This is a genomic window from Novosphingobium resinovorum (assembly GCF_036352595.1).
Taxonomy (GTDB): Bacteria; Pseudomonadota; Alphaproteobacteria; order Sphingomonadales; family Sphingomonadaceae; genus Novosphingobium; species Novosphingobium resinovorum_B.
In genome coordinates, this window is sequence record NZ_JAZFAX010000033.1 from 37,171 (window position 1) to 50,237 (window position 13,067).

At 65.3% G+C, this 13,067-nt stretch carries 16 protein-coding genes; 1 reads left to right on the forward strand and 15 read right to left on the reverse strand.

All coding sequences use genetic code 11. From position 1 onward, the window contains the following. Positions 1 to 57: 57 nt before the first annotated feature. The 10 genes from rlxS to V2S85_RS22340 form a co-directional block, all read right to left on the reverse strand. Entirely contained in the window at positions 58 to 2,076 is a 2,019-nt protein-coding gene (gene rlxS, locus V2S85_RS22295; RefSeq protein ID WP_330705024.1) for a relaxase/mobilization nuclease RlxS, read from the reverse strand. Positions 2,077 to 2,273: 197 nt separating this feature from the next. Continuing rightward, positions 2,274 to 2,645 carry a hypothetical protein gene (locus tag V2S85_RS22300; RefSeq protein WP_330705010.1) on the reverse strand — a complete coding sequence of 124 codons (372 nt, stop codon included), beginning with the start codon at positions 2,643 to 2,645 and terminating at the stop codon, positions 2,274 to 2,276. 232 nt (positions 2,646 to 2,877) lie between these two features. Continuing rightward, positions 2,878 to 3,513 carry a lytic transglycosylase domain-containing protein gene (locus V2S85_RS22305; protein ID WP_330705011.1) on the reverse strand — a complete coding sequence of 212 codons (636 nt, stop codon included), beginning with the start codon at positions 3,511 to 3,513 and terminating at the stop codon, positions 2,878 to 2,880. Further along, on the reverse strand, positions 3,501 to 4,082 hold the full coding sequence (locus tag V2S85_RS22310) for a S26 family signal peptidase (RefSeq protein WP_330705012.1): 582 nt from the start codon (positions 4,080 to 4,082) through the stop codon (positions 3,501 to 3,503). The genes V2S85_RS22305 and V2S85_RS22310 overlap by 13 nt, the downstream gene beginning before the upstream one ends. Further along, positions 4,079 to 4,306, reverse strand: coding sequence for a DNA-binding protein (locus V2S85_RS22315; RefSeq protein WP_330705013.1), 228 nt, complete (start codon positions 4,304 to 4,306; stop codon positions 4,079 to 4,081). The genes V2S85_RS22310 and V2S85_RS22315 overlap by 4 nt, the downstream gene beginning before the upstream one ends. A gap of 158 nt (positions 4,307 to 4,464) precedes the next feature. Then, positions 4,465 to 4,764 carry a DUF736 domain-containing protein gene (locus V2S85_RS22320; protein WP_330705014.1) on the reverse strand — a complete coding sequence of 100 codons (300 nt, stop codon included), beginning with the start codon at positions 4,762 to 4,764 and terminating at the stop codon, positions 4,465 to 4,467. A gap of 355 nt (positions 4,765 to 5,119) precedes the next feature. Next, a complete protein-coding gene (locus tag V2S85_RS22325) occupies positions 5,120 to 5,548 on the reverse strand; it encodes a DUF5990 family protein (RefSeq protein ID WP_330705015.1) in 429 nt (142 codons plus the stop codon). 185 nt (positions 5,549 to 5,733) lie between these two features. After that, a complete protein-coding gene (locus V2S85_RS22330) occupies positions 5,734 to 7,530 on the reverse strand; it encodes a ParB/RepB/Spo0J family partition protein (RefSeq protein ID WP_330705016.1) in 1,797 nt (598 codons plus the stop codon). A 106-nt stretch (positions 7,531 to 7,636) separates the two neighbouring features. Next, complete coding sequence (locus V2S85_RS22335; RefSeq protein WP_330705017.1) at positions 7,637 to 8,065, reverse strand: DUF2958 domain-containing protein; 429 nt, start codon at positions 8,063 to 8,065, stop codon at positions 7,637 to 7,639. Continuing rightward, positions 8,062 to 9,027, reverse strand: coding sequence for an ArdC family protein (locus V2S85_RS22340; RefSeq protein WP_330705018.1), 966 nt, complete (start codon positions 9,025 to 9,027; stop codon positions 8,062 to 8,064). The genes V2S85_RS22335 and V2S85_RS22340 overlap by 4 nt, the downstream gene beginning before the upstream one ends. Positions 9,028 to 9,723: 696 nt before the next feature. Here V2S85_RS22340 and V2S85_RS22345 point away from each other — a divergent pair. Further along, entirely contained in the window at positions 9,724 to 9,963 is a 240-nt protein-coding gene (locus V2S85_RS22345) for a helix-turn-helix transcriptional regulator (RefSeq protein ID WP_330705019.1), read from the forward strand. A 4-nt stretch (positions 9,964 to 9,967) separates the two neighbouring features. Here V2S85_RS22345 and V2S85_RS22350 read toward each other — a convergent pair whose 3' ends face one another. The 5 genes from V2S85_RS22350 to V2S85_RS22365 all read right to left on the reverse strand — a co-directional run bounded on the left by V2S85_RS22350 (position 9,968) and on the right by V2S85_RS22365 (position 12,940). Further along, the gene (locus V2S85_RS22350; protein WP_330705020.1) at positions 9,968 to 10,495 is read right to left on the reverse strand and encodes a hypothetical protein; all 528 of its coding nucleotides are present in this window, start codon (positions 10,493 to 10,495) and stop codon (positions 9,968 to 9,970) included. A 7-nt stretch (positions 10,496 to 10,502) separates the two neighbouring features. After that, positions 10,503 to 10,688: a transcriptional regulator domain-containing protein gene (locus tag V2S85_RS27285; RefSeq protein WP_419198227.1), complete on the reverse strand. Its 186-nt coding sequence runs from the start codon at positions 10,686 to 10,688 to the stop codon at positions 10,503 to 10,505. Between the two features lie 5 nt (positions 10,689 to 10,693). Further along, complete coding sequence (locus tag V2S85_RS22355; RefSeq protein ID WP_330705021.1) at positions 10,694 to 11,557, reverse strand: phytanoyl-CoA dioxygenase family protein; 864 nt, start codon at positions 11,555 to 11,557, stop codon at positions 10,694 to 10,696. Next, the gene (locus V2S85_RS22360) at positions 11,554 to 12,159 is read right to left on the reverse strand and encodes an acyl-homoserine-lactone synthase (protein ID WP_330705022.1); all 606 of its coding nucleotides are present in this window, start codon (positions 12,157 to 12,159) and stop codon (positions 11,554 to 11,556) included. Before V2S85_RS22360 ends, V2S85_RS22355 begins: the two co-directional genes overlap by 4 nt. Before the next feature lie 70 nt (positions 12,160 to 12,229). Beyond that, entirely contained in the window at positions 12,230 to 12,940 is a 711-nt protein-coding gene (locus V2S85_RS22365; protein WP_330705023.1) for a LuxR family transcriptional regulator, read from the reverse strand. Between the last annotated feature and the right edge of the window lie 127 nt (positions 12,941 to 13,067).

Here is a 13,067-nt window from a genome sequence, read left to right on the forward strand (position 1 = left end):
AAACAAGCCAAGTCGGCTTTCGTGTAAAGCTCATGGCGACGATGGACCCACCCAAGATCAGGATATCGTCGGCCCCGCTCGGCCGCGCCCGAATTGCCAGCTTATTCCATCCGTGCGCATGATGCCCGAAGCGGCCTTGCCGATGTTGCGCTCGAGCACGTCGCGCCACGGCACCAAGGTGAAGTCCCGCGATCGCTCGACAACAGCGAAACTCCCACTTTCCAGATCAATGCGCCGGGCGATCTTTCCCTCGATCCGCTCGCCGATCCGCGCGGGTTCAAACCGTTTCCCGATATCGTCGCCGAGCCGCTCGCCGGCATGCTGCAATTCACGTCGGCGCAGCGTGTCCAGCGCGCCGTCCCGGTATCGAAATCCGGATTGGTCGTCGTCCGCCAATTGCTGCTCGATCAGCCACTGCCGCCGCGCCGCGAGCGCGGTCCGTACCTCCCGCCCATATCCCACGTCGCGCACGGCACCATGACCACCCTCGGCAATTGCACGATCTAGCCAGGTCGGTGCTACCTTCCCTGCCAGTTCGTCGACCGGGGACCGCGACAGCAATTCCAGCGTGACTGGCCTGTCGCGCTGCTGGCCCCTCGCATAAGCATCGGCGCGAGCGAGATGATCGTCGGGAATCGTCCAGCTCCCGTCCGCCAGGCGCTCGGGTCCAGAGCCCGCGCGCCGCATCGCCTCGAGCCGCCGGACATGACTGGTTGCGAACGCCTCGCTGGCACCCGGATCGTGCGCCAGGTGCAGGTCGATCGAGTAGCGCCCCCCATTGGCGCGGGCGATCGCATCGACGGTACGATCAGACTGGGTCGCCTCGATCCGCGACGGCGCGACCCGTACCGTCGATCCTTCGGGAACCGATGGCGTGGCATCGCCTCGGCCGATATCGACATAATGGACCCGGCCATCTACTCCGTCGACCATCAGATAATGTCGGTCGCGATGCTCATCGGAAAAGCCACGCTGAATCACGCGTCCGACTATCGGTTCTCGAAGGTCGTTTGACACGATCTGCTCGACGCCGGCACGGTCGAGCCTGCGGGCGGTCAACTCACGCTGCATGAGACGGATGATGTCGCCGCGCTCGCCCATCCGGCGAAGCGTGTCCTCCAGCCCCTCGGAGAGCCTGTAGCGCCCGCCACCGACATCGTCGGCCAGGCCCATCGCCTTGAGCTTGCGCAGCCGCCCCGCCGCGACCGACTGCTGGAAGGGATCGTTGTCCGCCGGTGACACCGTTCGCTCGACGTCCATGCGGCGGACCAGACGGCGGTCGATCGCGGTTAGCCGTTCCTGGTCAACATCATGGCGCAGGCGCGCCTCGATCTCATGATCGGTACGAGGACCGAGGTCGAGCGTCACAAGCTCTGAGGCGCGCTCGCGAAACCCGTGCGAAATAAACTCCCGCGCGATGACCAGATTGTCACCCTGGTCATCGACCCCGCGCAGCACGATGTGGGTATGCGGACGCTCGGTGTTGAAGTGATCGACCGCGACCCAGTCCAGCTTCGTGCCGAGGTCCTGCTCGACCTGGATCATCAGTCGCCGGACATAGGGCTTGAGATCGGGATATTCCGCGCCGTCTTCGGCGGAGACGATGAAGCGAAACTGATGGCGGTCGCCGGCGGTCCGCCTCAGGAAATCGCCGCCATCTGCACGGTCGGTTTCCGGGCCGTAGAGTTCGCCCGGCAAGCCCTCGCGGGTCACCCCGTCGCGCTGGATGTAGCGCATGTGCGCGCGGGCGGCCAAGCCGCCCTTGCCAGCCAAACGGATCAGGCTCGCCTTCACCACGGCACGGCGCCCGCGAAAACCCGCGAGCCGGTCGCGGCTCGACAGCAATCGCCCCATGCTGGCGCCGCGCCCGATCCGACTGCCGTCGAACCGTCGCGAGCGGACTCCGGTCTTCGTGCCCGCGAGGCGTGCAGCAGCGCGGATGCGTCCGCCATATTTGACGACCTTCTTGCCGTCCTTGCCGCGCTGGCTGCCGAGCCTGGGGGTAAAATCGTCATCAGACATCACACCGTCCTCCAGTCTCGCGATTTCGGGCAGAAAATCGCTGATTTCGGCCATTCCTGCTTTGACTGTCTCGCGGTCGCGATTGCCTGTCTCGTGAAAAAAGGATGTGCAGACAATGACTTGGCAGGGGTCGTGAGACACTGCCTTTATCTTGTTTCCCCTCTCTTCCCTCCTGCACACCTACAAGGCTCAAAAAAGCGGGAAAGGCGAGCGCCTTGCGACGCCGCCTCTCCCCGTGAATTGCGCTGCGATCAATGCGCATCGAGCATTGCATCCCGCGCCCTGACCAGCGACCTGAACTGGCGGCATCCCACCATCCCGTGGGCCTGGCCTTCGCCATCCACGATCATGGTGGCACAGAACCATTTCCCGTCGAGCCGCCCGCAAATCGCGATCCGGTCGAGTTCATATTCCTCGCCATCGGGGCTTTCGCAGGCGCCGATCCAGCGCTCCTCGATCCGTGCATCCCAGCGAAAATCCGCTTCCTCGGCCTCAAGAAACCGATGCGCCAAGGCTTCGCCGGCACCCCGACCGAATTCCAGTTCAAGGCCAGAAACCAGCGCTGCCATCACGCGATCAACGGCATTCGCCGACGCCGTTCCAATACTTTGAGACATGCCCATTGAAACCTCCAAGCTTCGCGTTCCCATCATCGAGAACGGCGTTTGAAGGACGGCTGGCGGAGCGGCTGTCAGGGCCGCGGAGCGAAGCGCAGCGCCGCGAAGCGGACGTGGGGGGAACCGATTTGCGCAGCAAATTGGGGGGCACCCGCGAGCCTTGATAGCCGGTCCGCCAGCCGTCATACTGGGTCTATCGAGACGAGCTTCCTCCCTCTCGTTGGCACACGACCTCACGTCATTGCCCCTGCGACAGCGCAACAAAGAGTGACCCCTGGGACGTCGCATCGGGGCTATCGGAAGGCGGTGATGCCGGGATCCGTCGTACGGCAAAAAGCCCCTCAACTGGCCGCGCTGCTGCCGAGGCCTGGCCACTCCCTTTTGCTCCCGGCGCGACACTGGCGAGATAGCCGATGGTCTCGCCCGGCAGCCTCGTGCGACCGGCCAGATAGTCCGCATAGCGCGCCGGACCGGCATTATAGGCCGCAAAGAGCCCAGGATATCCGAAGCGATCGTACATCAGGCGAAGGTAGAATGTGCCCGCGAGAATGTTGTCGCGCGGGTCATCCGGATCGGCGCCAAGGCCAAGTCTCGCGCGCATGTCCGACCAGGTCGCAGGCATGACCTGCATGAGCCCGATCGCACCCGCCGACGACCGGATCGGCCGACCGCCCTGGGAGGTTCGGCCCCGGCTTTCGGCTTGCATGACGCGCTCGATCCAGGCCACCGGGACGCCGAAACGCAGGGACGCTTCGCGGATGTACGGCCGCCATGTCGCAACCGTTGATCCAGCTTGCTGGGCCGATGGCTGGCTCGATGCCGGGACCGGCGCGACAAACGCCAGGAGGGCCACCGCCCATCTCAGCGGCGCCACAGCAGCCGTGCCTTCCCGACGAGATCAGTGCCTTCGGTCACCCCGAAATAACGCCCGTCAAACGAGCCTGGACTGTCCATCAGCAGCAGCAGTTGCCGCCCCCGCAGCATGTGACAACCGTTCCATGAGGGCATGGCTCGTCCAGCGCCATCGGCGAGCCGTCGCTTCGCCGATGGCTGTCCGTTGACGAAAATCTGGTCGCCAAGCGCACAGATTTCATCGCCTGCCTCAGCCGCGACGCGCTTGACCAGCGGCACATTGCGAGGGAGGTAACGGCGGCTTGCTGCAAGTTCCCGGACGGGTTCGGGCAAGCGCGCCACCACCATGTCGCCCAACGTGGCGGGGGCAGCAGGACTGACCCAGTAGAGCCCGACCGGCGCACTGGCGCTCGCGTTCCAGACAAGGCGCGGCGTGGGCGGAAGCACCGCCGCGCCGAAGACAATAGCGGTCCCGAGGCCAACCGCGAGCATGCGGCGGCGAAGCCGGCTGTGCGCTTCCTTGCGCCGGCGAAAGGCTTCCCCCCAGGCGAGCAGCGGTGCATCGCGCAGACTGTCGCGACGGCCGCTCACTTCGAAAGCCCCCGCGCACTGTGCTCGCGCGACCAGGCATCGAGATCATCGATATGGTATTGGACGAAGCGGCTGTGGCGGCGGAAGATTGGTCCCGTGCCGCCGCGCCGCATGCGCCGCAGCAGCAGGCCGGAAATCTTCAGGTAGGCTGCGGCCTGCTCGGTGTTGAGGAAGGGCGAGCCGCGCTTGGCGCGGGTCGCCCGGGCGATCTGGTCGTCGTCCATGATGGGCCATCCTTCGAATAGAGCGACCCGAGACTGTGCGGTCGCGACATCGAAGATGGCTGGCGAGATACCGGGCCGGGAGTGTCGGAACCCGCGCGGTCGTTTTCGACACAGCAGGGCCAGGCCCCGCGCCGGTCTCGACGCGGGGCTCGCGCTATTCAGCGGGACCAGATGAGCCTGTGCTCGCCATTGTCGCCCTGGGTCAGCGTTGCGTAGATCGGCGCGGGAAGCGACGGATCGTCGAGCTTGAGGCTGAGATATTCAGCTCCAGTCTCGCGAGCCGCCTTGGTCCAGCCCGCCCCGAACTCGACGCCGCCGGCGCTGACGTGATGGTCCGGGGCCTTGTCGTGATCGCGCTCGACCGGCCTGATGGTGGCCTTGACGCGAAGCGTGAGGGTGCGGATTTCCCCGTTGTAGACGCCGTCCTCGTTGCGAGTGAAGCTGCCGATCTGTGCCATGATATGTCTCCTTCTCGATTGCCCGAATGCCGCCCGATGCGGCCTCGATGGCGGTCGATCGGGCGGTGTCGCGCCGCCGTGCACCGGGACGGCCGCAGCGCCAGCGAAGGACGGCGAAAGCGCCTGTTTCTTGGTCCGCGAGGAGCCCGTCAGGGCGGGGAAGAAAGAGGCGAGAAGCCGTTGCATGGACTAGGCGCGCACGCCGCCAGACCAGCCTTCGAAAGAGGCCAGAGTCGGCATGAGCGATCCAAAGGTGGAGACGTTTGTTCGCACGATATGGCTACGATACCGTGGGAAAGAACCGGCTACGGGGAAGCCGCAACGCTAGGGTGCGCGCACAACGCCCCCCCGCGTCCTAGCGCTCGACAAGCTCCCGGCGCAACGCGAGGACCGTGGCGCAGGCAGGGCTGCCGTCCTTGCCGGCACCGCAGACCGTAGTGACGATAATTCCTCCTCCGGCCGCGTGATCCAGCAGCACAGGGTCGATATCATGGATATCGACCTTCATCCGGCGGGACCAGGGTGAGCCGGGATCACCGGCCGCTTGGCCGACGCGAACATAGACGAACCGGCGAATGGGGCCCTCGGAGCGAACCTGGTCGCCGTAGAATTTCGGGCCGGGTCCGGTGCGGACGGCGAAATCGAAAGCAAGTGGTTCGCCGTCGCGGGAGCGCTGCGGATCAAGCGGCTTGCCGTCCTTGGATTGCAGGCTGTGGAGCACACCAGGAACGGGCCGATCAATAACGATCCGCATCCTGATGTCGGTCGTGTCCGTCCGCTTCATCGCCGCTCCCACATTGCCCGCCCGGCTTCCATTGGCAGTCTGTCGATCATAATGGGCCGTGCCGGGTTGTTCCAGCACTCATCCAGGCACGACAAAGCCGCGCGGCCGAGCCCAGAGGCAAGGCCGCGCGGCGCAATTTTTCCAACACTCCGAAGGCGGGCGGGATCGCTCCCGCCCGCGCCAGTTCACGCCGCTTGGGGCAGCGGTTGCTCCTCTTCTTCCTCACATTCCGCAGTGCATTGGCCACTGGCCGTCTGGCGCGTGGCCACGACCTCGGCATGGGCTGCAACGGTGCCGACGCCGCCCCTTTCGGTGTACGCAGACGGCGGAAATTGCATCCAGCGGGGCACCCAGCGCTCGACCTTGTCCCTCCCTTCCGCGCCGCCGAGATGGTCGGCGATGATCCGCTTCAAGGTCTTCGTCTTCTCCCCCGCATTGGCATTGGCGACCGTTGCGCCCGCCACTTCGGCCGTCATCCTGCCCAGCACTTCGCGGTCGCGCAGCAATGCGAAGAGCGCTTCATCGGCCTGCCACCAGTCCGCCATGTCGATCCCGACCTCCTCACCGACCGCCTCGACGGCAGCCGAGCCTGCCGCCAAGGTCTCGCCGATGACGACGGTGATCGCCCGCATCACGGCCTCGTCAGGCAAGGCGGCAAGACGCAGGAACAGCCCGGCCACGCCATGGTCATCGCCGTTGCCGCCGGTAACGGCAGGCTCTTCAGCGGCGAAGCCGAGAGTATCGAGCACCACGCGGCGTTCCGTGTCGAAGACCGCCTCGCCCCGGCTGGTTTCGACGCTCTCACGCACTTCGTCATTGCGTGTCGCCTGCGGCTCGACACGCACGGTCCAAAGGGACGAGCCGACGATGGCGTGCGCGAGCATGAGACGCAGGGCGAGCGCCGGATGGCCGATAAGCGCGGCGCGCACAGCCGCATGGCGGTGCAGGTCCACATAGGTCTGGAGCGTGGACGTCAGTTCGGGCCGCTGCGCCTTCGGCGCGCAGGCGGCTTCGCCGCGCTCGATCCGGCGCGCCTCGGCGCGCGTGACATAGCCTTCGTGAAACGTGACCTCGCCCGTGCCGCGCACATCGATATAGACGCGCCCACCCTTGCGCTTCGCGGCCTTTTCGAACTCCCACGAGTGGAAGTGCTCGGCAGGCGGAACCACGACGACGTCGGCCCATCCTTCATCGAGATAAGCGCCGCGCGACGCTTCAATCGCCGCATTCTGTGCCGTCCAGAAGGTGTCAGGATCAGCGAAATAACGGTCTTCGCCAAACAGGTCGGCGACGGTCGCGCCGGTGAAACCATCGATGTCGAAGAGGGCGAAGCGGGCCGGGATCGACTGTCCGCCAAAGAGCCACGCCTTCAACTGGTGGCCTGTGGGGACATAGGCGTCGGCGTCGTCGAACAGCGCCAGCCATGCCTTCTGCTGGCTCTTGCTGGCCAGTGTCAGGTGCCGGACGGTGCCCCGTTCGATCCGCTCGGTCCGATAGAGATCGCGGATGCGCGGCAAAAGGTTGCCTAGCGCGAGGACGCGCCGGATGGATAGCTCGGGAAGTCCGAAGGTCATGGCGATGTCGTCCAGCCCTCGTCCTTCTCGCACCAGCCGGGTGAAGCTCTCCCATTGGCGCACTTCATCGGCGTCAAGCCGGGCCATGTTCTCGATCATCGAGGCCTCGATGGCGGCGGCATCGTCGCCTTCCTCCATGATCGCGCAGGGCAGGAGCAGCGCCTCGGGATCGATATTGCCCGCTTCCCGGCGTTCATCGGCGACGATGCGGCAGGCATGGAAGCCGCGGCTTCCCGCGACTACGCCGAAGCGCCCTTCGGCATCGGGAGGACGGACCAGCAGCGTCTGGATGACGCCCCGCGCGCGGATGGTGGGCAGGATGTCGGACACGTCCGGGGCCTTGCGGCCAAAGCGCATGTTGGTCTTGTCCACATAGAGCCTGTCGAGAGGAATATGATCGAGTTTCATGGGTGATCACCTTTCAGGAAAAGGTGCCGGTCGCGCTGCTTGCGATGTTCTTGGCTTGACCGGCACTTAAATGGCGGCGTGACGCGCCGCCTCGCGTCATCCGCCGTCAGGACGGCGGAATGTCGGGGTCCGCAGCCCCGTCAGGCGAAGCCGGACCGTGTCGGCGGAGCATGGTCTGCGCCCAGAGGATCGAGCCGGAACGGCGCGACCACGAGGCCCAGACGGAAAGCGGGTGAGCCGTCTCGAAGGCCAGATCGCGCTCCATGCCCATGCCATAAGGCAGCCGCACAGCACTGATTTCCGAGAGGCTGAAAGTGCCCAGTTCCGGGCAACCAAAGCCAAGATCGGCGAGGCCGAACAGCGTATCGCCATCTTCGGCAAGCTCGGTCGCCAGCCATGTCGCCGCGCCCAGCGGATTGAAGAGCTTGAGAAGCGGCACGAAGTCCGGTTCGGCAAGGCCGCTGCGCATGGCGATGCCATGGCGGATCGCATTCGCGCGCAGTGCCTCGCGCAGGTCATCGGGAAGCAGGATCATGCTGCGATCCTTTCTTCGGCTCGGGCATTCTCGGCCTCGCGATGGCGGGCAAGCAGCCAGTCGGCGGCCTTGGAAGCAGCGCTCGCGGCGCGGAAGATGGCACGGTTGTCCTCGCGCAGAACATCGAGCCAAGCGCCGAGATAATCCGCATGACGGACAGTCGGGATGATGCCGAGCGCGGCACACAGGAAGGCGGAACCCATCTCTGCGACGAGTTCCTCACGGGCATAGTCCTTGCTGCCGAAGGGGTTGGTAAGATCGCGGCCCAACCGCTTGGCGTGGCCAGTCGCGTGGCAAAGTTCGTGAAGTGCCGTCCGGTGCCAGTTCACCGGATCGAAGAAAGCGGTCTGCGGCGGCACGGCCACGAAGTCGGCACCTGGCGCATAGAAGGCCTTGTCCCCGCCCACGCGAAACTCGACGCCCGAAGCGGCGATCAACTCGTGGACAAGCGGCACGATCTCGCACTCGGGCAGCGGCACCGGATCGCCGCCAAGCTCAGCCGGTAGGCCATCACATTGGGCGATGTTGAAGAGGGTGAAGCGCTTGAGGAAGGGGACGGCGCGGGCCTCGTCGCCGTCGCGTGTTGCCCGCTCGGCCTCGCCCTTGGGGGTGAAGCGATCGGCGTAGACCACGGTCACGCCGCGCTCGCCCTTTCGCACGCATCCCCCAGCCGCGCGGGCTTGCCGGAAGGTCAGCCAGCCTTGCGATGGCCAGCCGCTTTCGATAACGGCGCACCACAAGATGAGGATGTTGACGCCTGAATAAGGCCGGGCGGTCACCGCGTTGCGCGGCAGGCCGGGGCCAATGCCCTCCCCATTTCCCCATGGCTGCACCCACGGGAAGCGCCCCGCTTCCAGTTCCGAAACGATGCGCATGGTGACCTCGTCATAGAGGTTGGAGCGCTCGCCGTTCCTGTCCTTTCCGACCTCACAGGTAACACTGCGGCTTGAAGACTTCGACATGGCCTGTCCTTTCCCGCCACCCTAAAAAGGCACAAAGCCTCCCCGCAAAGGCGGGGGTGGGCGGCGAAATGCGACCAAGAGGCCCGGCTCCAGCGGACAAGGACACCGCCAGGGCGGAACGGATGTGGAGCACCCCGCAGGAGCGCAGCGAGCGGGGTTGTCCCTGGCCGCGACGGGCCTAGCCGGGAGCGCCGGCCACACCCGCCACGCCGGGAGAGGCAAACAGAAAGCGCCGCCGCGCAAACCGCGCGGCGACCATCATCCTGCGCAAGCGATCGTCACCGCAGGACGAGACCCGCGAGGGGCTCGGCGGCGAGAGCAACGAGCCGTAGAGCGCGATCGCGGCGTGCCGCGAGGCGCCCATTCATGCTATGAAGAACGCGCTCCGAAAGCGCTGATCGCCTGTTCGAGCCCGGGACCGACGATCCATCGCGCCCTTTGCAGATGCGACCGCCAGCATGCTTCGGCACGAGGGTCCGCCGGATCGATGCCCAATAGTGCGCTCACACCGGCAGCCCAATCATATCCTGAATCATCCCAATCCAGCAGCGCTGCGTACACGGCCAGATTAAGCCGATCGTAACCGGTCATCATGCCCTCGGGAGCCCGGGGAGAACAGGAGCAAGACGGAGTCCGCATCACGATTGCACAGTATACAGTGTAGATAAATACAGTGCAATCGGGTGGCTGGCCTTGATGTCCAGCCGCGACAATCTTGCGCGCAATCTGCGCCTCCTTCGGGCAGCAAAAGGCATGTCGCAGGAATCTTTGGCGCACGAAGCAGGGATACACCGGACGTATGTCAGCGCGCTTGAAAGGCGCGAGTACAGCGTCAGTATAGACAGACTGGACAGCATTGCTGCATCACTGGGCGTCCAGCCGTACGTTCTTTTGATGGACGAATTGCCGCGCGGGACGCTCGAGCAGATTTCATAGCTTCTTACCGCAGCACCGCTCCAGCCCCAGCCGCCAGCAGGCGGTCGCCTGCATCAATCAGACGCCGCATCAACGACTTGCGGTGCTCACCATCACCGGGCCACTCGCCCTCGCCCAGGATGAGCCCGGCGGTTTCGCGCAAGCTCGCGCCTCCAGCATGGACGTCATGGGCCAGCAAGGACAAGTGCTGGCGCTGGAGTCGGCGTGGCTCGCTGGAAACCGCCGCCATGCCGAACATCCGCCGAACAGCAGCAAGCTGGCAAGCCAGCCGCTCGTCGGCCACGATGTCAAATTGAAGAACTGCGGGGCCCGCGAACCGGCCGTCTCCGACCAAATCAATCCGCGCGACCTCGCCGGCACAGGTGAAGGCGAGATGCTGGAGATCCACGCCGGCAAGATGCCTGATGCGCCAAGCAGCTGGGTCGAACCAGCAAGGCCGGGCAACATCGGCCGGCGACACGAGCCGGGCGCGCAAGACGTGAGGATCCAGCGCCGCCGACCAGACGGGCAGCACCTGGGCGCAATCCAGCAATGGATCCTCAGCGAAAGTGCCCCCCCCAGCGGGCAGCGAAGGATGGAGGCGCGGCGTGGTCGGGCGATGCGCCGCGAAGCGCGCCCGCAGCAGCCCGGTAGCCTGGATCGCGCCGCAGCACCTCCCAGGCGAGGCCGGCACGACCGCGATGCGCCAACAACCGGCATCGTTCCAGGGGGCGCGGGCGCACCACCAACTTCAGCCCATTTCGCCCATCTGCGAGCGGACGAACAGTTCAGCGGCCTCGGCCTGGTCAAGGCGCAAGGCGTCGATCGCCGGAAGATTGGCCGGAACCACGTCGCGCAGGAGGACCGACGGGCACTGGCCTTCGACGTTGCCGAGGTTCGGGCGGTGCTGCGCGTAACCAACAAGTGCGGCAAGATCCGGCGAGAAATGACGCGCGACCGCAGGCGGGTAGACCAGCCATTGCAGCTCGAATGGCTTCAACCAGCCAAGACAATAGCTAACGATGATGCCGCGCCGGGGCGCAGTGCTGACATTGCCGCCACCACCGTGGAGCGTCGATCCCAGGAAGACCAGCGCGTCGCCGGGCCTGACCATCGGCACGACTGCCTCCTCCTCCGGCAGCGCCGGGACATCCTGGACGAGCTGGCTGCCGGTCCAGAGCCGGGTGCCGCCATTCTGGCGCGTGAACGCGGTGAGCGGCCACATCACGTTGACGAGATACTCGACACACCCCTTGGGGCCTTGCCACATGTCCTGATCGCGGTGGGGCATCTGGGGCAAGGCACCCGGCATGATCTCGATCGCCTGGGTCAGGTTGAGGGCGATCCGATCGCACCAGGGAAGCAGCAGCGCTTCCACGAGGTCCAGTACCGCCTCGTGCATCACCAGATCACGCGCGTGGGCTGAACGTTTCAGCAGCCCACCGAAGCGCCGCGTCCGCTCCCCATAGAACGCGCCCTGGCTCAGCGGCGTGGCGGCGAAGGGGACCTGGAGATCCCGTTCGAGGGCCGTGATGACCGAGCCCGGCAGCGCTTGCTCGATCACGCACCAGCCATCCTGGTCGAGACGGGCGGCGAGATGGTCAGTCCTGCTCATGCCGCAATTTCCCGGTCGGCGTGAATGTAAGTCTGCGTCCAGCACAGCCGCTTGGGCGTCTCCGGATCGATATGGACGAGAAAGGCGCCGACCGTGCCGCCGGCCGTGCGCACCGCAGGCCCGAGCGGCTCGGCTCTCCAGCCCATCGCGAGGACCTCCTTGCGAAAGCCTTCGGGCAGGACGCCGATGTATCGTGCAATCCCGCGCTCCAGCGCGACATCGACCATGGCCGAGATCAGCTCGTTTCGCAGTGCCCGCCGCCGCGCGGCGCCGTGCCGCCGCGGCAGACACAGCCGGGTACTTTCCCAGACATCGTCGCCCACGGGCGCACCGAGCGGGCAAAGCTGGGAGAAGATGGTGCCAAGCATGTGCGGCGCGGTGGTCGGCAGGAGGCGCAGCGAAGCGGCATGACCGCCGGTTTCGTCAGCAATGATGATGTAAAGAGCGCCCGCCGTGTCGAACTGGTCGATTTCGTAGAGCCCATCGACCACGGGGACGTCCCAGCCGAAGAAATCGACGAATAGCGCCTTTCGGTCGGCAAACATGGACGCGAGAAGATCCTGGCGTCGGTCGCTTGGATAATTGTCGATGTGATGGATCATGCAAGGGCTCCGCTGGCTTCGATCGAAGCCCAAGGAAGCAGCGTCGCAGCCTGACAGATAGACCGAGCGATTACCCGGGTTGACGGCTCTTAAGCTCATGGAGTCCGATCTCGCCGGCGAGCACGGCGCTGACGACCAGTTCGGTGCGATCATGCGCGTCGAAGAGCCGCCGGGCTTCGGTCAGGTAGCCGTCGACCGTGCGCGGAGTCAGCGAAAGGGCACGAGCGATTTCCTTGTTGGAATAGCCGCGGCCAGCAAGCACGACACAATCGCGGGGACGCGGATGCAAGCGCGGGCGAGGTGCTACGACCGGCAGGTCGAGGCAGCTCAGGCGGCGAGCGGCCTGGACGGCAAAGACGCCCATCATCTGGACGACACCGAGGATGTCAGTAGCGTCCTCCGGACGACGCATGCCGGCAAAGGTGCAAGATCCCAGGCTTTGCCCAAGCCGAAAGCAGGGCACGGTAATGCCTTCGTTGAGGCCTTCCCTCGCCCCGAATTCAAACTGCGCATGGTCATGCCTGTCGAGGTCGATTATTCGCCCGACTTCAGACCACAGGAAGGCGCTATCGGCGAAGATGCATCCGCGCAGGACCGGATCGCGACGGTAGCCGCGATCTCGAAACAGCCGCTCAAGTACGGCACCGGGGTAATGAACCAGGGGGATGTCGTCAGGGACAAGGCCGTTTAACATATCATGGCGAATGACGGCGAAGTAGCGGCATCCCAGCTCGGCGGCGGTATCTCGTAAGAGATGCTGAAGCCCGCCAGCCGAGTCCACCGTAAGCGGTAAAAATCCTCCACGTTGCGGTTGAACCGCCGCGGCAGGTTTGGCGATGTAATTTTGGTAATCAAGCAGCGGTGACGATGTTGCTTATTTCGAACATGGTTTGCCCGGCGTTTATATT

What these genes read in the sequence shown, in the direction of transcription:
- rlxS (WP_330705024.1), bottom strand. Translation starts at nt 2,076, where the DNA reads ATGGCCGAAATCAGCGATTTTCTGCCCGAAATCGCGAGACTGGAGGAC.
- V2S85_RS22300 (WP_330705010.1), bottom strand. Translation starts at nt 2,645, where the DNA reads ATGGGCATGTCTCAAAGTATTGGAACGGCGTCGGCGAATGCCGTTGAT.
- V2S85_RS22315 (WP_330705013.1), bottom strand. Translation starts at nt 4,306, where the DNA reads ATGGACGACGACCAGATCGCCCGGGCGACCCGCGCCAAGCGCGGCTCG.
- V2S85_RS22320 (WP_330705014.1), bottom strand. Translation starts at nt 4,764, where the DNA reads ATGGCACAGATCGGCAGCTTCACTCGCAACGAGGACGGCGTCTACAAC.
- V2S85_RS22325 (WP_330705015.1), bottom strand. Translation starts at nt 5,548, where the DNA reads ATGAAGCGGACGGACACGACCGACATCAGGATGCGGATCGTTATTGAT.
- V2S85_RS22330 (WP_330705016.1), bottom strand. Translation starts at nt 7,530, where the DNA reads ATGAAACTCGATCATATTCCTCTCGACAGGCTCTATGTGGACAAGACC.
- V2S85_RS22335 (WP_330705017.1), bottom strand. Translation starts at nt 8,065, where the DNA reads ATGATCCTGCTTCCCGATGACCTGCGCGAGGCACTGCGCGCGAATGCG.
- V2S85_RS22340 (WP_330705018.1), bottom strand. Translation starts at nt 9,027, where the DNA reads ATGTCGAAGTCTTCAAGCCGCAGTGTTACCTGTGAGGTCGGAAAGGAC.
- V2S85_RS22345 (WP_330705019.1), top strand. Translation starts at nt 9,724, where the DNA reads ATGTCCAGCCGCGACAATCTTGCGCGCAATCTGCGCCTCCTTCGGGCA.
- V2S85_RS22355 (WP_330705021.1), bottom strand. Translation starts at nt 11,557, where the DNA reads ATGAGCAGGACTGACCATCTCGCCGCCCGTCTCGACCAGGATGGCTGG.
- V2S85_RS22360 (WP_330705022.1), bottom strand. Translation starts at nt 12,159, where the DNA reads ATGATCCATCACATCGACAATTATCCAAGCGACCGACGCCAGGATCTT.